We start from the raw sequence: 20,646 nt of genomic DNA on the forward strand, positions 1-20,646 counted from the left end.
CTCGGCAACATTATTTCTTCATTTCGCCAGCCGCTTCCCTTATAATTTAAGGTTGCTAGAAGCTCTAAGTGGCTTTTTAAGATTTCGCATTTTGACTGATTGGGGTTGGTATGGGTAACGAAAAGCAGGTCGATTCAGGCCGCCGCGGTTTGCTCGGCGCGACAGCCGTCGCTGGTGGAGCGATAGGTTTGGGCACGGCGGGAGTACTGGTAGGCACCTTCCAGCCGTCGGAACGGGCGAAAGCTGCCGGCGCGCCGGTGGAAGCGGATATCTCCGATTTGCAGCCGGGCGGCATGAAAGTAGTCGAATGGCGCGGCAAGCCCGTGTGGATCCTGAAGCGCACGCCGGAAATGATGGCAAGCCTGCCGAAAACCGAAGCGCAGCTGGCCGACCCGAAATCTGACAAGGTATACCAGCTGGCCATGCCCGAGTACGCAAAGAACCAGACGCGTTCGCGCAAGGAACATCCGGAAGTGCTGGTCGTCGTTGGCATTTGCTCGCACCTGGGCTGCTCGCCGACGTCGCGCTTTGCCGAAGGCGAACAGCCGAACCTGCCCAACGACTGGAAGGGCGGCTTTTTGTGCCCATGCCACGGCTCGACCTTCGACCTGGCGGCCCGCGTGTACCAGAACAAGCCTGCGCCGACCAACCTCGACGTTCCGCCATACATGTACCTGAGCGAGAATAAAATCCTCATCGGTAAAGACGAGAAAGGCGAGGCATAATCATGGCCGCTTTCAAAGAAACCAAATTACCGGCCAACGCCCCCGTCGCTGAAAAAGCGCTGGGCTGGGTCGACGACCGTTTTCCGCTGACCAAGCTGTGGAATGATCAGTGGGGCAAGTACTACGCGCCTAAAAACTTCAACTTCTGGTATCTCTTCGGCTCGCTGGCGATGCTGATTCTGGTGTTGCAGATCGTCACCGGTATTTTCCTGACGATGCACTACAAGCCTGATTCCAACCTGGCCTTCAGCTCGGTTGAATACATCATGCGCGAAGTGCCGGGCGGCTGGCTGGTGCGCTATATGCACTCGACCGGCGCGTCGGCGTTCTTCATCGTGATTTACCTGCACATGACGCGCGGCCTGCTGTACGGCTCGTACCGCAAGCCACGCGAACTGATCTGGCTGTTCGGCTTTGCGATTTTCCTGGCCCTGATGGCCGAAGCGTTCTTTGGCTACCTACTGCCTTGGGGCCAGATGTCGTACTGGGGCGCGCAAGTGATTGTCAACCTGTTCGGCGCCATTCCGCTGGTCGGCCCTGACCTGTCGCTGTGGATCCGCGGCGACTACGTCGTCGGCGACGCCACGCTGAACCGCTTCTTTGCGTTCCACGTGATCGCCATTCCGCTCGTTCTGCTGGGCCTGGTTGCCGCGCACTTGATCGCGCTGCACGAAGTCGGTTCGAACAATCCTGACGGTATTGAAGTGAAAGAAAACCTGGGCGCCGACGGCCATCCGGTGGACGCCATTCCTTCGCATCCTTACTACTCGGTGCACGACTTGTTCGGCGTGTCTGTGTTCTTGCTGATCTTTAGCGCAGTGGTCTTCTTTGCGCCTGAAATGGGCGGCTACTTCCTGGAATACAACAACTTCATCCCTGCCGATTCGATGAAAACGCCGCCGCACATTGCGCCGACCTGGTATTTCACGCCGTTCTACTCGGTATTGCGTGCTGTTACGGCTGACTTCATCTACGTGCTGATGGCAGCTATCGCCGCTTATGTCGCCTTCATCTGGCTCAAAACGCGCCTGTCGTTCGTGGTCAAGGCTGGCATCGCGGTCTTCGCGCTGCTGGTGATCGTGGCGATGCTGCCGCAGTTCTCGGAAGCGAAGCTGTGGGGCGTTGTGTTCTTTGGCGGCTCCGTCATGATCCTGGCCGCGATGCCATGGCTGGACCAGTCGCCGGTGAAGTCGATCCGCTACCGTCCAGACTGGCACAAGTATGTGTACCTGGTGTTCTTTGTCAGCTTTGTGCTGCTCGGCTTTTTGGGCACCCAGGCGCCGACCGAAGCGTACACGCTCATCTCGCAGGTCTGCACGCTGTTGTACTTCAGCTTCTTTATGTTGATGCCTTGGTGGAGCTCGATGGGCACCTTCAAGCCGGTGCCGAAACGTGTGACGTTCCATCCGCACTAATCGACGACATCAACAAGCGAAAAAGGACCTTTACATGAATTTTCCTCAAAAACTGATCGCTATCCTGGCATTGCTGCCTGGCCTGGCATTCGCCAACTCCGGCGGCCACCCGCTGGACAAGGCGCCGGCGCGCGCCAGCATGTCGTCGCTGCAGAACGGCGCCAAGCTGTTCGTCAACCATTGCCTGAACTGCCACTCGGCTTCTTCGATGCGCTACAACCGGCTGCGCGACCTCGGCCTGGACGAAGCGCAAATCAGGGAAAACCTGTTGTTCACGCAAGATAAAGTGGGCGGCATGATGACCACCGCGCTGCGTCCGGAAGATGCCAAGGTCTGGTTCGGCGTCGTGCCGCCCGACCTGTCGGTGATCGCCCGCGCCAAGGCCTCGCCGTCGGGCACCGGCGCCGACTACCTGTACACCTACCTGCGCACGTTCTACCAGGACGACACCCGTCCGACCGGCTGGAACAACCTGGTGGTGCCGAACGTGGCCATGCCGCACGTCATGTGGCAGATGCAAGGTGTGCGCACCGTCAAGATGGTCGAGCAAGCTGATCCGCACGAACATGGCAAGATGGTGCATGTGTTCGGCGGTTTCGAGCAAGTCACCCCTGGCACCATGACGCAGCTTCAGTTCGACGAAGCAACGGCCGACCTGGTGAACTACATGGGGTGGATGGCCGAGCCTGCTGCTGCCACGCGCAAGAAACTCGGCGTCTGGGTCTTGTTCCTGATGTCCTTCTTCGTCCTGTTCGCCTGGCTGCTGAGCAAGTCGTACTGGAAAGACGTTAAGTAAGCAAGGCCCGGTCATCAAGTAGCTACGTATGTAAGTCTTTCATTGCCCGCCTGGCGGGCAATCATTTCGGGGTGATCCACTTGTGGCTTCACCCCCTTTGTTTCTAAGGAACTATAACAATGATGGTTCTCTACTCCGGCACAACGTGCCCGTTTTCCCAACGCTGCCGCCTGGTCCTGTTTGAAAAAGGCATGGACTTCGAAGTGCGCGATGTGGATCTGTTCAACAAGCCAGAAGACATTTCGACGATGAACCCGTACGGCCAGGTGCCGATCCTGGTCGAGCGCGAACTGATTCTGTACGAATCGAACATCATCAACGAATACATCGATGAGCGCTTCCCGCATCCGCAACTGATGCCGGCCGACCCGCTGATGCGCGCGCGTGCCCGCCTGATGCTGTTCAATTTCGAAAAAGAACTGTTCGTCCATGTGCACGTTCTCGAGTCCGAGCGCGCCAAGGCCAACGACAAAAGCCACGACAAGGCCCGCGCCGAAATCCGCGACCGCCTGACCACGCTTGCGCCGCTGTTCCTCAAGAACAAGTACATGCTGGGCGACGAGTTTTCCATGCTGGACGTTGCGGTCGCGCCATTGCTGTGGCGTCTGGATCACTATGGCATCGAACTGTCGAAGACGGCTGCGCCGCTGATGAAGTACGCCGAGCGCATTTTCTCGCGCCCTGCCTACATCGAAGCGTTGACGCCATCGGAAAAGGTCATGCGCCGTTAAGCGCAACGCTCTCCGCAGCTTGCCTTAGTTCCTGCAGGTCCCGCAGTTCCGTTGCACGCCAGTTGGCACGTCACCGTGCAAATCGCAGTAAACTGGCGTGCAACGCGTTTCAACTACTCAAAGAACATGCCTGATATCTCAACCAAGCCCTACATGCTGCGCGCCATCTACGAATGGTGCACCGACAGCGGCTTTACGCCCTACCTGGCCGTCAAGGTCGACGCCGGCACCACCGTTCCCATGGAATACGTCAAGAAGGGCGAAATCGTGCTCAACATCAGCTTTGGCGCCACCTCGGGCTTGAAGATGGACAATGACGCGGTTGCCTTTCATGCCCGCTTTGGGGGCGTTTCACGCGAGATTTACGTGCCAGTGCACAATGTGCTCGCGATCTACGCCAATGAAAACGGCCAGGGCATGGCGTTTGAAGTCTCGGGCAGCGCCGCCGAGGCGGCTGCCGCCGCGCCTGCCGACAGCCCGTTAAGTACGGCGCCCTCGCTGGCATCGGTACCCAGCAGCGTGCCGGAAAGCGTTCCAGCCAAGCTCTCGAGCGCGCCAGACGACAACAACGAACCGCCGAAAAAGTCCGGCCGACCGACACTGACGCGTATCAAATAGCGTATAATCCGGGCGTGTAAAAGTTTCGCCGACTTAGCTCATTTGGTAGAGCAGTTGATTTGTAATCATCAGGTGGCCAGTTCGAAACCGGCAGTCGGCACCAAAAATTAGCGCGCAAGCAATGCCTCAGGTGAACTTCACCTGAGGCATTTTTTTTGACTGCGTCGCCTTGCCTGGTGTTCAATGCACACTGGCGTCCATTGCTGCCGTGTACACTGGTTGCGGCACCACCCGGCGCTACCACTCACACGATTGTGCGTGCTATACCGACCCAGACGCCAGGAACGGGCCCGGCCATGCTCGGCGCGACACCAGAGCAACCAGCATCTCGACCTGACTAAACGAAAAATGAATTCACTGGGAAAGTTCTCTGTACACCTGCGGGGGAAATGGCTGGGATTGCTATACGTGTACGTCTCTTTGATGGGATGGCATGTTTTCACCGCCAGATCAGCAAACCTGGCAGTTGCCATTGGTTTGCTGACCGCAGTGATCGTCGCTTTTTTGTTGGGGGACATACTGCTCAAGGTGATGCTCAACGACAAGGAGACCTTTGACAACTTGTCGTTCAGATTGCTCAGCGGTGTCCTAACGGGAATCGTACTGCTCTATGTATTGGCGCTTGTACTTCGCTTCGGTTTGCTCACTGACGCGGCGATCATTGCAATTGCTGCCATCGCTATCTGGATTTTCGTCCGTCGAGGTCGCTGGACGAAGGCGTTGTCCGGTGGCAGTGCGGCAGAATCAACGTTTATCGCCCTTGCCCTGCTGGCGACAACCCTGTGGTGCAGGGATTTGTTCAGTCCCATCAGTAGCGCTCATTCTGTCACCATCGTCCCGGCCTGGCAGGACGTTTTCTACCATCTGAGTCAAATCACCGCTTTCGCGGGATCGACCGGCGCGTCGACAATTTATGACGTGCGCATGGCGGGGGTTGTTGCTCACCCTTATCATTTCGCAAGTTATGTAGTCCCCGCACTGATGGTCAGTGCCGCTGATAGCTCGGCGTGGGTTGCCTACGCAAGTTTCCTGGTTCCGGTCAGTATATTGCTGACTTTTTTCGCTGCGTATGCGCTTGCCGCCCCAGTGTTCGGCAACTGGGGCGCAGGGGTTGGAGCGCTCGCAGTTCTCATCTTGCCCGATGCCGCGCAACAAGGTTTTGGCAACCCATTCATGAGTTATCACTGGTTGCAACAGGTAGCACCGGCAAGCGGCTATGGCGTGGCTAGTGCGGCACTGTCGTTCCTGTTGATGATGGAAGCATGCCGTAGCCGAAGAATAGGGCTTATTTTCGCCAGCTATACGTTTTTACTTGTCACCTTGGTCTTCAAAGCGCAAATATTCGTCGCCATTGCCTTGCTGGTTTTGCTTTTTCCGGCATTGTTTTTCGCGGGATTGTTCCTGTGGCAGCGCTGTGCTATCGCGGCACTGTTCACCACGGTCTTTATAGCCGTCGTCAATATCTCGCAGCAATTGGCGAGCGTACCAGTGATTCGGCTTGACGGGTCCAGCCTCTCGACATTTTCTCAGTCGATCCTCAACATGCAGCGTCCGGGTCTGGTAAAAACGCTCTTCTCCGATAGTCTTCCTGTGACCAGTGGGCACGGCATCATGTTCGCACTCATGCTGCTCGTCATTACGTTCGGCTTCTTTCCTGTTGCATATGGATTCCTGCTCAAGCGCTTGCGTCGGGAGTTCGAACCCGTCGTGTGGCTTTTCCCGATCCTGGTCGCCGGAACCTTTCTGGTCATGGCCACCGGGCTCGCCCTGGACGACCGTCATGTGGGCATGCCGGAGGAACTGCTGCACAGGCCATTCGTCTGGGCTTACTTCGTGCTGGTGCTCTGGGCGACATCAGGCGCGTATCGCCTGCGCTTTGGCGACGCGCCGCCGGGCAAGTCCAGTGCCGCTCGCTGGGGCTGGGTCGTGCTCGTTGTCACGCTGGTCATCCCAGGCGACTTCGGTAGCCGGATACAGACCATGCCAATTTGGAATGTCGCGCACCCCGCCTTTTCTGACTGCCTGATGCGATCGGCTGATTTTATCAAGGCCCACAGCTTGGCCAGCGATATCGTCCAGGACGCAGGCAATGACCCCAAGCTCATCCTGACAGCCTTGAGCGCTCGCAAGCCCTATGTGATCAAGTATGGCGGGATGCGCCCGCCGATGGCCAAACGACTGCAAGCAATTGCCGATATCCGCTCCGCTGCGACCTGGGATCAGGCATCGGCCCTGGGCAAGCAGATCGGCATCGCGTGGTGGGTGACGCGACCCGGCGCCAGCGTGCTCTGGCGTTCGGTTGCCAGCCAGCAGGCAGCCTTTACTTGCGACAAGTATCAGGTATTCCGCTTCTGAGTCAGCTCTTGCCGCGCCGGCGCCGTCATCTCCCGCATGCGCATTCTATTCCGCCATATGCGCATTCCGTCGCAATGCGCTCGCTCACGGGGTGGCCCCTGTTTATAGTTCACTCAAGCAAACGAACTAATACACAGAGGAACTCACAATGAACATCGCAAAAAACATGGAATTGATCTTCGTCGCAGCCGTCGCCGTCGTCTCGATGACGGGCCTGGCGACCGCGTCCTCATCTGCCCACAAGCCGGCGCCCGTTGAAGTCGTCAAGGTCGGCACCGTGCCCGAGATGATGGTCATCACCGTCACCGCCAAGCGTTTGAGCGCCGCTGAAAAAGCGCAGCTCGGCAACTAATTCGCGCCAGACATTGACGACACAACACCGGGGAATCAGGATGAACAAGTTATTCGGCATGGCGGTCATGGCGGCAACACTGTGCGCAACAGCGGGCAGTGCGTTGGCTGACGAGCGCATCGCGCAGAAACGCGGCATCAATGCGCGCGTGGCGAAAGTGCAGCTGGGCGGCGTCATCAACCTGCACATCACGCAGGGGGCCACGCCTTCCCTGGTCTTGATCGGCGACAAGGATAACATTGCGAAAGTGATCGTCACCCAAAACGGCGACACGCTCAATATCGATTCCGAAGGCACCCGCAGCTGGCATATCGGCAACAACAAAAAATACGATGTGCGCGCCGAACTGACCGTGCCAAACTTGAATGAACTGGTGTCGCACGGCGTGGGCGCCACCGACGTGAGAGGGTTTACCGGCAAAGAACTGAAGCTGTCGCTCGATGGCGCCGGCTCCGTCAACGTCGACAGTACCTACCAGAACCTGACGGCGCGCCTGGGCGGCGTGGGAAGCATGACGCTCAAGTCGGGCAATGCCGATCAGGTCGATATCAAGCTGCGCGGCGCCGGCCACATCGAGATCAGCGGCACCAGCAAGCTGCTGCGCGCCGACCTGGGCGGCGTGGGTGGACTCGACGCACAGAAACTCGTGGCCGACACGGTCGAACTGGACATGTCGGGCCTGGGCAGTGCCAGCGTTTACGCCAAGAACGGCGCCAAGGTCAAGCTGAGCGGCATGGGTTCGGCCACCGTGTACGGCAAGCCGGCAACGCGCACTGCCGACGCCAAGGGGATGGGCAGCATTTCCTGGGAATAAATCTACCCGCCCAACAACTAAAGCCGCCCGATAACAGGCGGCTTTTTGCTGCGCGCGGCGCTAGCGCTTGACGGCGATGACGTTCTTGACGTTCTTGACGCCTTCGATGCCGCGCGTCAGCTGCACCGCCTTGGGAATATGTTCGGGCGCGCTGACAAACCCGCTCAGCTGCACCGTTCCCTTGTAGGTTTCCACGTTGATTTCCGTGGCCTTGAGGTCGGGATCGGCCACCAGGGCGGCCTTGACCTTGCCCGTGATCATGGTGTCGTCGATGTATTCGCCGGTGCTGGCGTGTTTGCTGCTCGGCGCGCAAGCGACCAGCGTGACTACGAGCAAGCTGGAAAGGACGGTGCTGATACGGTGTGCGATCCTCATGATGGACTCCCCTTATCTGGTTGGTCCGTCCTATTTTCGGGTCAGAAGCCAGTCCGCATTTGATCTGCGCCAAACGAACAGGCTTGCGATGTTAACCCTGTTCAGGCGCTGCCTTGCGCGCCGTGGCCAGCACGGGGGCATCGGTCTCCTTCATGTCGCGCCCGATGACCAGCCGGATGTCGGCGCCGCCCACGCTCTCCACCTGCACCAGCTGCATGGCCCCGACCCGCTCGGCCAGGCGCAAGGCGGTGTTTCTGAACGCCACGCTATACTCGATGCGCGAGCGCAGCACGCCAAAGCCTTTTTGGTTGGTCAGCCGAACCACGCGCGTGCTGCCTTCGTTCATGGTGCGCGCCAGCTTGCGCGCCATGCCGCCCACGCCATTGCCATTGCGAATTTCGAGCATGGCGCGCGCGGAAGGCGCCGCCGCCAGCTTGACGGCGCCGTCCGCCTCGACCCGACGCAAGATGAACACGCCGCCTTCGGTCTGGCGCACTTCGGTCTGGGCCCAGCCTTCCGAATTGCCGTTGTCCTTTTCTTTTTCCCGGGCGGCCTTGAGCGCCTCGTCGATCGCGGCCACGCCGGCGCGCGGCGCGAGCGCATAATCAGCCTTGAAGTCGTGGCCCAGCAAAGCGGCGGCCTGGCGGTACATCGCTTCGGCGCGCTCGCTTTGCCCGGCCTTGCCCAGCACATTGCCAAGGTGGTGCCAGGCGCGGTAATTGAGCGGGTCGAGCAGGCAGGCTTTTTCCAGCGCGGCCTGGGCCGACGCCAGGTCGCCGCGCAGGAAGTAGGCGTAGCCCAGGTTGCTGACCATGTACGCGCTTTCCGGGCCGCTGGCGGCGTCGGTCAAGCTCTCCCACAGCGCGATCGCCTTGTCCAGCTCACCCTGTTCGGCGTACAGCGAGGCCAGGCCGTTGCGCGCATCCACATGCATGGGCGCGGCCTGCAGCGCAGCCTGGTAGTAGCGCAGCGCCTGTTCGGGATGCCGTTCCAGGTGATGGGTGCGCCCCACCAGGTAGGCATGTTCGGCGTCGATCGCGCTTTGCTCGCCCGATGGCAGACGCAAGGTGGTGCCGGCGCACGCCAGCAGCAGTGACCCGGCAACCAGCAGGGAAAGACGTTTCAGGATCGTTTGCATGATGGTTCCTTTTTCAGTTGGTGCCGGCAATCTTGCTCATGGTGCGTGCGACCTGGATCCCGGCCGGACCGACCAGCACGATGAGCAGCGTCGGGAAGATGAAAAAGATCAGCGGGAACAGCAGTTTCAGGGCGATTTTTGCGGCCGCTTCCTCGGCCATCATGCGCCGCTTGGTGCGCAGGTTGTCCGAGTGCACCCGCAGCGAGGTGCCCATGCTGGTGCCGAAGCGCTCGGACTGGATCAGCATCGCGACGAGCGTGTCGACATCTTCCACGCCGCTGCGCAGCGCGAAATTGCGCAGCGCCCGCTCCTTGGTGAAGCCGGCCCGCATTTCCATCAGCACCAGTTGCAGTTCCTGCGCCAGCACCATGCTCTTGACATGGATTTCGCCGGCCACCTTGACCAGCGCGCGCTCGAGCGACAGACCGGCTTCGACGCATACGGTGAGCAGGTCGAGCGCGTCGGGGATGGTTTCGAAAATATCGCGCTCGCGGCGCCGCGCCACGCGTTCAAGCACGAAGTTGGGAATGTAATAGCCGAAGGCGGCGGTGCACAGCAGCAGAACCATGAAGCGGCGCGGCGGCATGCCCGGCGCGTACAGCATCACGAGCAGCGCCACGATGCCTGGCAGTCCCAGCGCCAGGACCGTCTTGGCGCCGAAATACAGCGTCGCCGCGCCCGGGCTGCGCCAGCCGGCGTTCATGAAGCGGGTGCGCAGCGCGGAGCGCTCCCAGCCTTCCTCGGGCAGCGACAGGCGGCTGAAAGGCTGGGCCACCTTGACCACTTTTTCAACCCAGCCGTCGCTCTCGAGCGCGCCCGGCTCGGCCGTCCCGTGCACACCGTCGAGCCGGCCGCGCAGGTAGCCGGGCGAAAACAGCTTCATCGCCAGCAGCGCGACGGCGCCGACGATCGTGAAGATAACGATCAAAAACAGGATAGTAGACATGGTCATGGCATTCTCCTTAAACCCGGATGTGGATCAGGCGGCGGATCCAGAGCACGCCGATGAGTATCATGGCCGCGCCCCACCACAGCATCTTGATGCCCATCGGGTCGGTCCACAGCACGCTGACATATTTGGGGTTGGCGATCATCATGAACAGCATCATGCAAAACGGCATCAAGCCCAGCACCCAGGCCGACATCCGCCCTTCGGCCGACAGTACGCGCACCTTGCCGATCAGTTTCAGGCGCTCGCGGATGATATGGCTGATATTGCCGAGAATTTCCGCCAGGTTGCCGCCCGACTCGCGCTGGATGACCACGGCGATGACGAGGTAGCGCATATCGGTCAGGGGAATCCGGTCGGCCAGGTTGTACAGCGCTTCATTCATCGGCACGCCGTAATTGACTTCCTCGTGCGCGGCGCGAAACTCGCCCGAGAGCGGCTCGGGCAACTCGGTGCCGACCATCTGCAGCACGTTGGTAAACGAGTGGCCGGCGCGCATCGCGCGCGCCAGGAAGTCGGCAGCTTCCGGCAATTGCTCTTCAATCTTGATCAGGCGCGCGCTGCGGGCGCGCCGCAGCAAGATGTATGGCACGCTCATGAACAGCACGCTGAGCACCACCTTCGCCAGCAGCGGCGCCGGACGCAGTTGCAGCACCACCAGTGCCAGCAGCAGCCCGCCGAGCGTGGCGCCGATGAACTGCGCCACCGACCAGCGCAGGCCGGACTGCAGCAGCGCGCGGTCGATCGCGTGCGCCAGGCGCATGCGCTGCAGGAGGGCATCGAGCCACTCGCCGCGGCTGTAGCGGCGCTGCTTGAGGATGGACACCTGTTCGCGCGGGTCATCGATGCCGCCCGACATCAGGCGCAAGCGGCGCGTTATGCGCCGCGCGCCGCCGCCGTGGGTGCCGGACCACCACAGATAGGCACCCTCGAACAGCAGGATGACCGCTGCGAACAGCAGCACGGAAAAGCCATAGAACACTGCGTCCATCATTGTCTCCTGGCGGTTTATTCGTAGATGCGGGAGGGGTCGAACGCGTTGTCGGGCACGGGCATGCCGAACAGGCGCAGGCGGTCGGCAAAGCGCGGCCGCACGCCGGTGGCGCAAAATTGGCCGAGCACCTTGCCATCCTGAGCCACGCCGGTCTGTTCGAACTTGAAGATTTCCTGCATGGCGATGATGTCGCCCTCCATGCCGGTGATTTCCTGCACCGACACCAGCTTGCGCGCGCCATCGGTCAGGCGCGTCACCTGCAGCACCACCGTCACCGCCGACGCGATCTGCTGGCGCGTGGCGCGCGGAGTCAAGTTCAGGCCCGCCATGCCGACCATGTTCTCGAGCCGCGCCAGGGCGTCGCGCGGGGAGTTCGAGTGAATCGTCGCCAGCGAGCCTTCGTGCCCGGTATTCATCGCCTGCAGCATGTCGAGCGCTTCGGCGCCGCGTACCTCGCCCAGGATGATGCGGTCGGGGCGCATGCGCAGCGCATTTCTCACCAGCGCGCGTTGCGGCACTTCGCCCTTGCCTTCGATGTTGGGCGGGCGCGTTTCAAGGCGCACCACGTGCGGCTGGCGCATCTGCAGTTCGGCCGCGTCCTCGATCGTGATGATGCGCTCGTTGGCGGGAATGTAGCCCGACAGCAGATTGAGCAAGGTGGTCTTGCCGCTGCCGGTGCCGCCCGAGATCAGGATGTTGACCTTCGAGTGGCCCAGCGCCTGCAGCACCTGCACCATGGGCGGCGTCATGCTTTTAAAGGCGAGCAGGCTTTCGGACGTGAGCGGCGTGGCTGAAAAGCGCCGGATCGACAGGATCGGGCCGTCCACCGCCAGCGGCGGGATGATCGCATTCACGCGCGAGCCGTCGGGCAGGCGGGCGTCGACCATCGGGCTCGATTCGTCGACCCGGCGTCCGACCCGCGAGACGATTTTTTCGATGATCTTCATCAGGTGGGCATTGTCATGAAAGCTGATGTCGGTCAGCTCCAGCTTGCCCTTGCGTTCGACGTATACGCGCGAGAAGGTGTTGACCAAGATGTCCGAGACGGTCGGATCGATCAACAGCGGCTCGAGCGGGCCGAAGCCGAGCATCTCGTGCTGGATGTCGAGCACCAGGTTGTGCCGCTCGTGCTGGTTCAGCACGATGCGCTCTTCTTCGATGATGCGGGCGATCAGCAGCGCCAGTTCGTGCTTGAACTGCTCCGTGGTCAAGCGCTTCAAGCGCTCCAGGTCGATCCGGTCGAGGATCATCTGGTGCATGTTCTTCTTCAGTTCCTGGTAGGCGTGGTTGGCCGATTCCAGCGTGGCGGGAGTGGCGGGCCGCGCTTCGTCGGCGGCGTTTAAGCGTTCGCGTAATGTCATCAGGTTCTCCAGTACTTAATGGTCGCCGTCGCCGCGCCCGAACAGGCGGTCGAACAGTCCTTTGTTTTCCGGCACGCGGTGAGACGTGATCGCTTCGACCAGCTCGGCCATGCTGCGCGAGACGGGCGCGGTGCGCGACAGGCGCAGCACGGGCACGCCCTGGTTCACCGAATCGGTGACGGTCACGTAGTCATTCGGAATGGTGTGCAAGATCTCGGCGCCGAGCGCGCTTTGCAAGTCTTGCAGGCGCAGCTTGCCGCCCTTTTCGTAGCGATTGACGATCAGGCGCGAGTTTTCAATCGGGTAGCCGAGCGAGCGGAAGATGTCGAGCAGGCGGCGCCCGTCGCGAATGTCCGGCAAGCCCAGTTGCAGCACCGGATAGATATGGTCGGCGCTGTCGAGCGCGCGCAGCGAAATGGCGTCGATCTGGCGGCCCACGTCGAGCACGATGAAGTCGTAATGCTGGCGCGCCACGCGCATGATGGCGTCCATGTGCTCCGGTTTCAGTTCCACCGCGTGCGCCGGGTCGTCGGCCGCGGCCAGGATCCCGAAGCCCGGCGTCACGTGCACCAGGCACGATTCGAGAAACGGGCCGTCGATGCGCGCGATCTGGCTGCACACGTCCGACAGCGTCATCGCCGGGCGCTGGTCCGACACATACAAGGTGGCGTCGCCGAACTGGCCGTGCAAGTCGATCAGCAGTACTTTTTTGTCGGCCAGCGTGGCCAGCGCGTAGCCGAAATTGGTCGAGATGAAGGTCGCGCCGCTGCCGCCCTTGCACGAGATGAAGGCCAGCACTTTGCCGTCGCGCACGCTGGTCACGCCGACGGTGGCGGCAATCCGGTCCATCGCTTCGTGGAAGGCGCGGTGGATCAGCGGCAACTGCAGCACTTCGCGCACGCCGGCGCGCATCGCGCGGATCAACAGGTCTTGCTGGTGCTCGCGGGTGAGCAGCATGAAGCTGGCATCCGGATAATGCTTGGAGAGGCGCTCGAGCATGTCGGCGTCGCTTGGCTCGAAGTCATTGGCGTCGATGATCACCAGTGCCGGCGCGTCGGGAGTCAGGCGGTCCAGTGCGTCGCGCATATTGGCGCGGGTGGCCGCCAGGTTGAGCGGCGGCACGCGCGCCGCGCCTTGCGACGCGATTTCCGCGTGCAGTGCGTTGTCGCGGGTGATGAGTAGGGCTTTCATTGGCTATCCTCGTTGTTGGGCGCTCACAGGCTTGGCCGGCTGTGCCAGGCTGATACCGCTGTGACGGTGGCGAATTGGGGGCTGCCTGGAAGCGCGAGGACAACGCCGGTCCCCAACGCCCGCATGAGCGGACGCCGGGCGCCCCGGCAACAGGCGCGCTTGGCCTGCTAGGGCCGTTAGCTACAACGCGCGGCTGTCATTTTCCCTGCCCCGAAATCATCGAGCGCTGCTCGACCGGATGGGCGAAAGATGCCTCGTAGTGCTGGTTGGCGGCGGCCGCCGCGCGACCGTCAAGGCCAGTCACGGGGTTCGGGTTGGGCGAGCGCGCCGCAGCCGGGTCGATCACTTGCGCCGCGAGCGAGGCGCGCAGCGAGGTGCCGAAGTTTTTATCGAAGTTGGGACTGGTCTGGGCGCAACCCGACAGGCAGGCCAGGGCCAGCGCCGCGGCCAGGGTGGTGAGGCGAGTGTTCATCGTAATCTCCAGTTATTTGAGTTCGAAGCCGTGCGCGGTTTCGCGCGGCGGCACGCCAGCGCTCTTGGCCACCGGGGCCGGAACCCAATTGGCGGCGCCCGCATTGCGCCCGGCAGCGGCTGCGGCTGCGGGGGCGCCAGCGGCCGTGGCGCTGCCCTCTTGCTGGCCCATGATCAGCAATTGGGCGGGCGTGGGCGCCGGCGACTTGTCGGTGGGCAGCGAGTAATTCGGCGGCAGCGGCTTGACCAGGTGGACCGTGACGACGAATACCAGTTCGCTGCGGTCGTTCTGGTAGTCCGAACTGCGGAACAGGGCGCCGAACAGTGGCACCTCGCCCAGCCCCGGCAAGCCTTTCATGCTGGTCACCAGGTTATTCTTGATCAGCCCGCCGATGGCGAAACTCTGGCCGTCGTACAGCTGGACAGTGGTGCTGGCGCGGCGCGTGGTGATCAATGGCAGCACCGAGCCGCCGCTGATGCCGTTGGCGGAAATGCCGATCCCTTCGCGCGACACTTCCGACACTTCCGGCGCCACGCGCAAGTTGATGCGACCGCCCGCCAGGACGGTCGGAGTGAAACGCAAGCCCACGCCAAATTCCTTTTCCTCGAGCGTGACGCGGTTGTTTTCCTGCGCCACCGGGATGAAGATGCGCCCGCCCGCCAGGAAGCTGCCTTCCTGGCCGCTGACGGCCATCACGTTCGGCTCGGCCAGGATGCGCACCATGCTGTCCTGCTTTTGCGCCTCGGCGTGCAGGCGGTTGCCGTTGGCCTTGGTGTTGTCGATCACGCCGCCGGCGGTGCCCGTGATGAAGTTGGCCAGCAGCGTGGTGGCCCAGCTGCCCGAATTGAAGCGCCAGGTGACGCCGCCTTCCAGCCGCGCCAGCAGCGTCTTGGATACTTCGGCGATCTTCACTTCCAGCATGACCTGCTGCGGCGCCGTCACGCTCAGCATATTGATCACGCGCGGCTTGTTGGTCGACTTGTCGGTGGCCGCGCCGCCCGGCGCTGCAGTGCCGGCGGCATCGTCCTTGCGCGCCAGCGAACGCGATTCCTCGGTCACGAAGGCATTCGCCAGTTCGCCGGCGCGCACCAGCGCGTCGGCGCTCGACACGCTGCCTGTCAGCACGATGGTTTCATTGGCGCTGGTGACCTTGATATCTTTTTCGTCGGGTAGCGCGAGCGCCAGCGCCGACTCGATCGCCACCGGATCCATGATCACCATGATGTCGACCATGCTGCACGCGCCGCTCTTGCCCTGGATGATCATATTGGTGGTGCCGACGTCCACGCCGAGCAGGTACAGCGTGTCGGGCGCGACCAGCATGGCCTGGGCCACGGCGGCATTGCCCACGCTGCGGTGGCGCACCGGCTCGGGCAAACGCATCAAGTTCGACTTGCCCATGATCAGCGTCATCTTGCCGGGGCGGGCAGCTTCGCCCACGCAGCGCGGTCCGGCGTCGGCGCGCTCGGCCGGCGCCTTGGCGGCGGGGGCTGGAGCGGCGCCGGCGGCGCCGCAGGCAAGAGCGAGCAGCAGGCCGACTGCGCGCTGCAGGGGCGTGGTGGCAAAGCTGGCGTGGTGCGAATGGTGCGAATGGTGAGTGTGGCGAGTATTCATAGCGCTCATCCCGAAAAAGTCATTGCATGAAAAATCAGAAGCATTCTTGCGACGTTTGCAGACCGTTCAGCACGCTGACGCAGTCACGCCGCTTGACCGGCGCGGGCGCCGCGGCAACGCCGGCCGGCTTGACGCGCGCCACCACTTTCTTGATGGCGGGCGCCGGCTTTTGCGTGGCGGCGATGAGCTCCAGTTCGTCGAGCAGCGTGTGCTTGGTGGCGCCGGCCGTTTTCGGCAAGGTGGCGTCGACCTGGTTGCGCAGCGCCAGCGACAGCGTGCCCACGCCGCGCGCCAGGTCGAGGTTCTCGGCCTGCTCGGGCGTCACTTCGAGCGTGACGGCGTTGACCACTTTGGGCTTGGTCTCATCGCGGCTTACTTCTTGCGCCACGGCCAGCACCAGGATCCGCTCGAGCACGATCTTGGACACCGACAGCGCGCCGCGCTGGGCGGTTTCGCCCTGGGCCGGATCGCGTTCGGTATGCACAATCACGTCGACGTAATTGCCCGGCAGCGCAAAGCCGGCCACGCCGATCACGTCGTTGACGCGCACGGTGATGGCGCGCTTGCCTTCGCTGATCAAGGCTGACATGCCACCCAGCGTGCCGCTCGGCGCGAGCTTGGCTTCGGTAATGATTTCGCCGGGCACCACGCCGACCTTGAGCACGCGCTCGGAGAGCAGCGTAGCGTCGGTAAAGACTCCCTTTGGAATGTCCTTGGCGGGCCGCTCAGCCAGCTTGAGCATTTCTGGCGCAAGCCGTTGCCCGCGGCCGACATCGGTGGTGGCGACCACCACCCGGTTCGAATTGACTTTGGCCTGGGCTTGCAGCCAAGTCCAGGCCAGCGCTACAGCGGCGACCCCGAACAGGATCGCAACGGCCAACATTACAAAAGCACGCTTGTTTTTCATGAGATTCTCTCAAGCAAGGGATCGCCGCAAACGGCGAGAAAATTGACGGACGGCTGGGAAGGCGCCGGGGCGCCGCTGATACAACCTGCGAACATGCTCGTCCATGCTTGTTCGAGCGCGGGCAAGGTCAAGCGCGGTTGGGCGCCTGCAAAGCTCGCGAAATCGGCAATACGGCTGAGCAATTCACGGGGGTAGCTGGCCAGCAGCGCGCGTCCGTGGGACGGGTGCAGGCAGGTAATGAGGTAGTCGAGCACGGCGTCGTCGCAGGCGATCCGGGTCAGGCGGCACTGGCGCCGAAACAGCGCGCGGTAATGGGTTTCGCTCAGCGCGCCGACCGGGATTTTCCAGGCCACGCGGCGCATCAAGGCTTCGTCGAGCAGCGCTTGCGGCGCCAGATTGGTGGCGAACACCAGCGTGACGTCGAACGGCACCCCGATCTTGTGCCCGCCAATGAGCGTCAGGTGGTCGGCGCCGGTGTCGAGTGGCGCGCTCCAGCGGTTGAGCAGATCGGCCGGGGCGATGCGCTGGCGACCGAGGTCGTCGATCAGCAGCATGCCGTTGTTGGCCATGAAATGCGGCGGCGCGTGGTAGACGCCGCCCGTCTCGTCGTAGCGCAGATCGAGCATGTCGGGCGTCAGTTCGGCGCCCACCTGGATCAGGGGCCGCTGGCACAGGGCCCAGCGCGCGTCCACGCTGCGCCGGTCCTCGCCCTGGCGCGCCGGCACGCTGGGTGGCATGTGCAGCAAGGGATCGTAGACCAGCACGATATCCTGGTCGACCAGGATCGCATGCGGCACCGCCACCGCGCCGCGCTGCAGTTGGCCGAGGGTGCGGGCCAGCTGCGTCTTGCCGCTGCCGGACGGGCCGTGCAGCAGCAGCGAGCGGCTCGACTGCAGCGCGGCGCCGACCAGGTCGCGCACGCCCGGGTCGATGCTGTCTTCGGCGAAGGCGGCGGCCATGTCGGCGGCGCTGACGCGGCCCGACGGGCTGTGCCGGCTCGACTGGCGCAGCACCAGTTCGCGGTACGCTTGCAGCGTGACGGGCGCCGGACCGGCATAGCGGCAGCGCGCCAGAAAGTCGGCGGCGCGCTGCTTGCCGTTGCCGGTCAGCTGATAGTTGACGTCCAGGTCGGAGTCGCCGCGCGAGGCCACTTCCACGAGCTGCTCGGCAAGCATGAAGCCGAGCACTTCGCGCAGCACATTGATCGACAGGCGCAGTTTTCCGGTGAGGACCGGCAGATGAATTTTGCCGGTGGCGAACATCGACTTGGCCACCAGCTCGACGATCAGCGCGCGCTCAAGGCCCGTTTCGCGCACCGTCTTGGGCTGGGCCGGCATGCGGACCTCATCCGCTGCCGAGGTGCCGTATTGCACATCGGCGCTGCTGTTGACTGACGGTTCTGCATCGATCATTTTTTCCTACTCCCGTGCACTGTTTCTGGAGGTCATAAAATTGATTCTAGCTACGCGTGTCTGGCGCCCTTTGACACCAAGCAAGAAATGCCAAACCGCAAACTCAGGTGTGGCGCAGGTACATCACGGCGAAGGTACCGGCCATAATGGCCACCGCATATGGCATGCCGCCCACGCTGGGCGCTGGCGCCGCAGCGCTCGCCAGTTGCGCCCCTTGCAGGCGCATGAGCACCGGCAACAGCAGCGCCAGCACATTGGCAAACGCGGTTCGCGCGCTGCCCTTGAACAGCACGATCAGCACGGCCAGTACGCCGCCGCAGCAGTAAGTTGCCAAGCTGGCCTGGAACACCAAGGCGGGACCGAGGAAGGCGCCCACGGTGCCCATCAGCTTGACGTCGCCGGCGGCCATGCCGCCGAGCAGATAGAGGGGAAGAAACATCAGCAGGCCAAGCGCGAAGCCAGCCAGGTAAGTGGTCAGCAGCGCGGACGCGGTGCCGGACGACAGATGGAGCACCATGGCGACCAGCAAGCCGCCCGCGAGCAGGCGGTTGGGGATGCGCCGCTGGTGCAGGTCGAACGCGCTGGCTAGCAGCAGGATGACGACCAGGACCAGCTCGAGTGCGGTTTGGTTGTGCATGGCAAGCTTTCCCGGTCTTGAAGACAAAAAAAGCCCTCGGCGCAGGGCCCTGCGCCGAGGGCGGATGCTAACTTACGTTGTCTTCCCAGACATCGCCTTTGTAATGTCCGTGAAGGTCTGTGAAACAGAGGTGCCCAGCAAACCGACGGCCGTCACGATGACTCCCGCGATCAGCGCGGCAATCATCCCGTACTCGAGAGCGGTGACGCCCTCTTCGTCAGCAATGAAAGTCCGTACTGCCGAGATAAATGTGCTCATTTGAAACTCCTTAAGTGTGGATAAGAGACAAACCCTGACGCCGGCAGCAACCCGGATCGCAGCCGCTGCCGCGAAAAACGCCTGCTGTTTTTCAACTGCTGCGCCATTGAAACCACTATAAATCGCTGCCCTGCAATCTATATTGACGATGCGCAACTTTTTCCCAAGGCAGCTTTTGACGTGGGATGGCGAAGGGAAATAAAAAAGTTTTGGCGGCGCCGTGCCGCAGGACGACCGTCAACGGTAGAATCAGGGAGAATGCAAGATTTTTTTGCACAATAATTGCCTAATAGGCAAAAAGCCATTATCCTGCACAGGCTTTACGGGGCGCGCCCCGCGCGACCGGTCAGAACCGGTCCTGCGGGCGTACTTTTCGGCGAACATGGGAGCGCCCATTATTCTCAAGCGACAGATGGTTGGCAGATTACATTTCTGAGAACGACATGGATTCCCTTCTGAAACACATGGTGGACATGACTGGCCACCGCGATCACACCATGCTCGACATTTCGGTGATCTCGGCGGTGCAGGAATTGGCAGGCGCGTCCCAGACGCGCGTGCTCACCATTGTCACGGTACGCGGCGCCAAATTCATCCGTTCCCGGGCCATCATCTGCGCGGGCGAGCCGGCCCGCATGGAAGACCATATCGACATCACCTGCGTGGGCGACCCGATCGCCACCCTGCCGGTACTCGAAGCGTGCCTGGCGCAGCACGCGTCGAGCGCGGAAGCGGTCGGCGCCGACGGGCGCCACACCTTGTGGCTACCGATCTGGATCGGCGACAAGGCCGATACCTGCCTTGAAATCGTCCACCCCACGCCCTACAAGCCCGACACCATCCACATCATCGGCGGCATCGTCAGCGTCTACCGCAACTTCCAGAACCTGCTCGACTACAGCGAGCGCGATTCGCTCACGGGCCTGTTGAACCGCAAGACTTTCGACGATCAGCTCGGCAAGATGGTGCACGCCTCGGTGGCCGAACTCGAAGCGCCGCAGGCGGGCCAGCCCGAGCGGCGCCAGAACACCGAAGAACAGAAGCAATGGCTGGCCGTGGTCGATGTCGACCATTTCAAGCTGGTCAACGACAAGTTCGGCCACCTGTACGGCGACGAAGTACTGATCCTGATCGCCAACCTGATGACCTCCTCGTTTCGCTCGCAAGACCGGGTCTTTCGCTTCGGCGGTGAGGAATTCGTCGTGCTGCTGCGCTCGACCACGCTTGACAACGCGCAAAAGATCATCGACCGCTTCCGCACCAACGTCGAGCAGCACGTGTTCCCGCAGGTCGGCCGCGTGACGGTCTCGGTCGGCTTCGTGGCGATCAGCCCGTACGAGTCGCCCGTGAATATCCTGGGCCGCGCCGACCAGGCGCTGTACTACGCCAAGAGCCACGGGCGCAACCAGGCTTGCCACTACGACCAGCTGGTCTCCAGCGGCCAGCTGGCAGCGGCCGCCTCGAACGACACCGCCGAATTCTTTTAAAGAGCGCCGGCAATCCCGCTCCCCCGCGTCAACGTGGCGCTCGCC

General features: G+C 62.3%; 21 protein-coding genes and 1 tRNA gene. 10 read left to right on the forward strand and 12 right to left on the reverse strand.

Annotated features, from left to right (window positions below):
- The first annotated feature begins 110 nt into the window (after window positions 1-110).
- The 9 genes from petA to ACP7BV_RS04075 all read left to right on the forward strand — a co-directional run bounded on the left by petA (window position 111) and on the right by ACP7BV_RS04075 (window position 7,806).
- Window positions 111-725, forward strand: coding sequence for a ubiquinol-cytochrome c reductase iron-sulfur subunit (gene petA, locus ACP7BV_RS04035; protein WP_426101741.1), 615 nt, complete (start codon window positions 111-113; stop codon window positions 723-725).
- Between the two features lie 2 nt (window positions 726-727).
- A complete protein-coding gene (locus ACP7BV_RS04040; protein WP_426101743.1) occupies window positions 728-2,140 on the forward strand; it encodes a cytochrome b in 1,413 nt (470 codons plus the stop codon).
- 34 nt (window positions 2,141-2,174) lie between these two features.
- Complete coding sequence (locus tag ACP7BV_RS04045; RefSeq protein WP_426101745.1) at window positions 2,175-2,936, forward strand: cytochrome c1; 762 nt, start codon at window positions 2,175-2,177, stop codon at window positions 2,934-2,936.
- Between the two features lie 119 nt (window positions 2,937-3,055).
- Window positions 3,056-3,667, forward strand: a complete 612-nt coding sequence (locus ACP7BV_RS04050; RefSeq protein ID WP_054265664.1) for a glutathione S-transferase N-terminal domain-containing protein — start codon at window positions 3,056-3,058, stop codon at window positions 3,665-3,667.
- A 126-nt stretch (window positions 3,668-3,793) separates the two neighbouring features.
- Window positions 3,794-4,285 carry a ClpXP protease specificity-enhancing factor gene (locus tag ACP7BV_RS04055; protein WP_426101748.1) on the forward strand — a complete coding sequence of 164 codons (492 nt, stop codon included), beginning with the start codon at window positions 3,794-3,796 and terminating at the stop codon, window positions 4,283-4,285.
- A 27-nt stretch (window positions 4,286-4,312) separates the two neighbouring features.
- Window positions 4,313-4,388 (forward strand) — tRNA-Thr (locus tag ACP7BV_RS04060).
- A gap of 245 nt (window positions 4,389-4,633) precedes the next feature.
- The gene (locus ACP7BV_RS04065) at window positions 4,634-6,640 is read left to right on the forward strand and encodes a hypothetical protein (protein ID WP_426101750.1); all 2,007 of its coding nucleotides are present in this window, start codon (window positions 4,634-4,636) and stop codon (window positions 6,638-6,640) included.
- Between the two features lie 148 nt (window positions 6,641-6,788).
- Complete coding sequence (locus ACP7BV_RS04070) at window positions 6,789-6,992, forward strand: hypothetical protein (protein ID WP_426101752.1); 204 nt, start codon at window positions 6,789-6,791, stop codon at window positions 6,990-6,992.
- Window positions 6,993-7,032: 40 nt separating this feature from the next.
- Window positions 7,033-7,806 (forward strand): GIN domain-containing protein, encoded by a 774-nt coding sequence (locus tag ACP7BV_RS04075; RefSeq protein ID WP_426101754.1) that lies wholly within the window; start codon window positions 7,033-7,035, stop codon window positions 7,804-7,806.
- A 60-nt stretch (window positions 7,807-7,866) separates the two neighbouring features.
- Here the strand turns inward: ACP7BV_RS04075 and ACP7BV_RS04080 are convergent, their stop codons facing one another.
- The 12 genes from ACP7BV_RS04080 to ACP7BV_RS04135 all read right to left on the reverse strand — a co-directional run bounded on the left by ACP7BV_RS04080 (window position 7,867) and on the right by ACP7BV_RS04135 (window position 19,270).
- Window positions 7,867-8,181, reverse strand: a complete 315-nt coding sequence (locus tag ACP7BV_RS04080) for a BON domain-containing protein (protein ID WP_426101756.1) — start codon at window positions 8,179-8,181, stop codon at window positions 7,867-7,869.
- Window positions 8,182-8,272: 91 nt separating this feature from the next.
- Window positions 8,273-9,319 carry a tetratricopeptide repeat protein gene (locus tag ACP7BV_RS04085; RefSeq protein WP_426101758.1) on the reverse strand — a complete coding sequence of 349 codons (1,047 nt, stop codon included), beginning with the start codon at window positions 9,317-9,319 and terminating at the stop codon, window positions 8,273-8,275.
- Between the two features lie 13 nt (window positions 9,320-9,332).
- Window positions 9,333-10,271 (reverse strand): type II secretion system F family protein, encoded by a 939-nt coding sequence (locus ACP7BV_RS04090; RefSeq protein ID WP_426101760.1) that lies wholly within the window; start codon window positions 10,269-10,271, stop codon window positions 9,333-9,335.
- Window positions 10,272-10,281: 10 nt separating this feature from the next.
- Complete coding sequence (locus tag ACP7BV_RS04095) at window positions 10,282-11,262, reverse strand: type II secretion system F family protein (protein ID WP_426101762.1); 981 nt, start codon at window positions 11,260-11,262, stop codon at window positions 10,282-10,284.
- A gap of 14 nt (window positions 11,263-11,276) precedes the next feature.
- Entirely contained in the window at window positions 11,277-12,623 is a 1,347-nt protein-coding gene (locus ACP7BV_RS04100) for a CpaF family protein (RefSeq protein WP_426101764.1), read from the reverse strand.
- Between the two features lie 15 nt (window positions 12,624-12,638).
- Window positions 12,639-13,814 (reverse strand): AAA family ATPase, encoded by a 1,176-nt coding sequence (locus tag ACP7BV_RS04105; protein ID WP_426101766.1) that lies wholly within the window; start codon window positions 13,812-13,814, stop codon window positions 12,639-12,641.
- A 196-nt stretch (window positions 13,815-14,010) separates the two neighbouring features.
- On the reverse strand, window positions 14,011-14,286 hold the full coding sequence (locus tag ACP7BV_RS04110) for a hypothetical protein (RefSeq protein WP_426101768.1): 276 nt from the start codon (window positions 14,284-14,286) through the stop codon (window positions 14,011-14,013).
- 12 nt (window positions 14,287-14,298) lie between these two features.
- The gene (locus ACP7BV_RS04115) at window positions 14,299-15,900 is read right to left on the reverse strand and encodes a type II and III secretion system protein family protein (RefSeq protein ID WP_426101770.1); all 1,602 of its coding nucleotides are present in this window, start codon (window positions 15,898-15,900) and stop codon (window positions 14,299-14,301) included.
- A gap of 34 nt (window positions 15,901-15,934) precedes the next feature.
- Entirely contained in the window at window positions 15,935-16,807 is an 873-nt protein-coding gene (cpaB, locus tag ACP7BV_RS04120; protein WP_426101772.1) for a Flp pilus assembly protein CpaB, read from the reverse strand.
- A complete protein-coding gene (locus ACP7BV_RS04125; RefSeq protein WP_426101774.1) occupies window positions 16,804-18,219 on the reverse strand; it encodes an ATP-binding protein in 1,416 nt (471 codons plus the stop codon). The genes cpaB and ACP7BV_RS04125 overlap by 4 nt, the downstream gene beginning before the upstream one ends.
- 103 nt (window positions 18,220-18,322) lie before the next feature.
- A complete protein-coding gene (locus ACP7BV_RS04130; protein ID WP_426101776.1) occupies window positions 18,323-18,856 on the reverse strand; it encodes an A24 family peptidase in 534 nt (177 codons plus the stop codon).
- A gap of 72 nt (window positions 18,857-18,928) precedes the next feature.
- Window positions 18,929-19,270 (reverse strand): Flp family type IVb pilin, encoded by a 342-nt coding sequence (locus ACP7BV_RS04135; protein WP_426101778.1) that lies wholly within the window; start codon window positions 19,268-19,270, stop codon window positions 18,929-18,931.
- 287 nt (window positions 19,271-19,557) lie between these two features.
- On the opposite strand from ACP7BV_RS04135, the gene ACP7BV_RS04140 reads away from it, so the two are divergent.
- Window positions 19,558-20,601, forward strand: coding sequence for a GGDEF domain-containing protein (locus tag ACP7BV_RS04140; protein WP_426101780.1), 1,044 nt, complete (start codon window positions 19,558-19,560; stop codon window positions 20,599-20,601).
- Window positions 20,602-20,646: the final 45 nt, after the last annotated feature.

Source organism: Massilia sp. TSP1-1-2, assembly GCF_049896185.1.
In the GTDB taxonomy this organism is placed as follows: Bacteria; Pseudomonadota; Gammaproteobacteria; order Burkholderiales; family Burkholderiaceae_D; genus Telluria_A.

Excerpts from the sequence above, each read along its gene's own strand:
- ACP7BV_RS04055 (WP_426101748.1), top strand. The coding sequence starts at position 3,794 with ATGCCTGATATCTCAACCAAGCCCTACATGCTGCGCGCCATCTACGAA.
- ACP7BV_RS04105 (WP_426101766.1), bottom strand. The coding sequence starts at position 13,814 with ATGAAAGCCCTACTCATCACCCGCGACAACGCACTGCACGCGGAAATC.
- ACP7BV_RS04100 (WP_426101764.1), bottom strand. The coding sequence starts at position 12,623 with ATGACATTACGCGAACGCTTAAACGCCGCCGACGAAGCGCGGCCCGCC.
- cpaB (WP_426101772.1), bottom strand. The coding sequence starts at position 16,807 with ATGAAAAACAAGCGTGCTTTTGTAATGTTGGCCGTTGCGATCCTGTTC.
- ACP7BV_RS04070 (WP_426101752.1), top strand. The coding sequence starts at position 6,789 with ATGAACATCGCAAAAAACATGGAATTGATCTTCGTCGCAGCCGTCGCC.
- ACP7BV_RS04065 (WP_426101750.1), top strand. The coding sequence starts at position 4,634 with ATGAATTCACTGGGAAAGTTCTCTGTACACCTGCGGGGGAAATGGCTG.
- ACP7BV_RS04040 (WP_426101743.1), top strand. The coding sequence starts at position 728 with ATGGCCGCTTTCAAAGAAACCAAATTACCGGCCAACGCCCCCGTCGCT.
- ACP7BV_RS04090 (WP_426101760.1), bottom strand. The coding sequence starts at position 10,271 with ATGACCATGTCTACTATCCTGTTTTTGATCGTTATCTTCACGATCGTC.
- ACP7BV_RS04080 (WP_426101756.1), bottom strand. The coding sequence starts at position 8,181 with ATGAGGATCGCACACCGTATCAGCACCGTCCTTTCCAGCTTGCTCGTA.
- ACP7BV_RS04075 (WP_426101754.1), top strand. The coding sequence starts at position 7,033 with ATGAACAAGTTATTCGGCATGGCGGTCATGGCGGCAACACTGTGCGCA.
- ACP7BV_RS04110 (WP_426101768.1), bottom strand. The coding sequence starts at position 14,286 with ATGAACACTCGCCTCACCACCCTGGCCGCGGCGCTGGCCCTGGCCTGC.
- ACP7BV_RS04050 (WP_054265664.1), top strand. The coding sequence starts at position 3,056 with ATGATGGTTCTCTACTCCGGCACAACGTGCCCGTTTTCCCAACGCTGC.
- ACP7BV_RS04125 (WP_426101774.1), bottom strand. The coding sequence starts at position 18,219 with ATGATCGATGCAGAACCGTCAGTCAACAGCAGCGCCGATGTGCAATAC.
- ACP7BV_RS04045 (WP_426101745.1), top strand. The coding sequence starts at position 2,175 with ATGAATTTTCCTCAAAAACTGATCGCTATCCTGGCATTGCTGCCTGGC.
- ACP7BV_RS04130 (WP_426101776.1), bottom strand. The coding sequence starts at position 18,856 with ATGCACAACCAAACCGCACTCGAGCTGGTCCTGGTCGTCATCCTGCTG.
- petA (WP_426101741.1), top strand. The coding sequence starts at position 111 with ATGGGTAACGAAAAGCAGGTCGATTCAGGCCGCCGCGGTTTGCTCGGC.
- ACP7BV_RS04115 (WP_426101770.1), bottom strand. The coding sequence starts at position 15,900 with ATGAATACTCGCCACACTCACCATTCGCACCATTCGCACCACGCCAGC.
- ACP7BV_RS04095 (WP_426101762.1), bottom strand. The coding sequence starts at position 11,262 with ATGATGGACGCAGTGTTCTATGGCTTTTCCGTGCTGCTGTTCGCAGCG.
- ACP7BV_RS04085 (WP_426101758.1), bottom strand. The coding sequence starts at position 9,319 with ATGCAAACGATCCTGAAACGTCTTTCCCTGCTGGTTGCCGGGTCACTG.
- ACP7BV_RS04140 (WP_426101780.1), top strand. The coding sequence starts at position 19,558 with ATGGATTCCCTTCTGAAACACATGGTGGACATGACTGGCCACCGCGAT.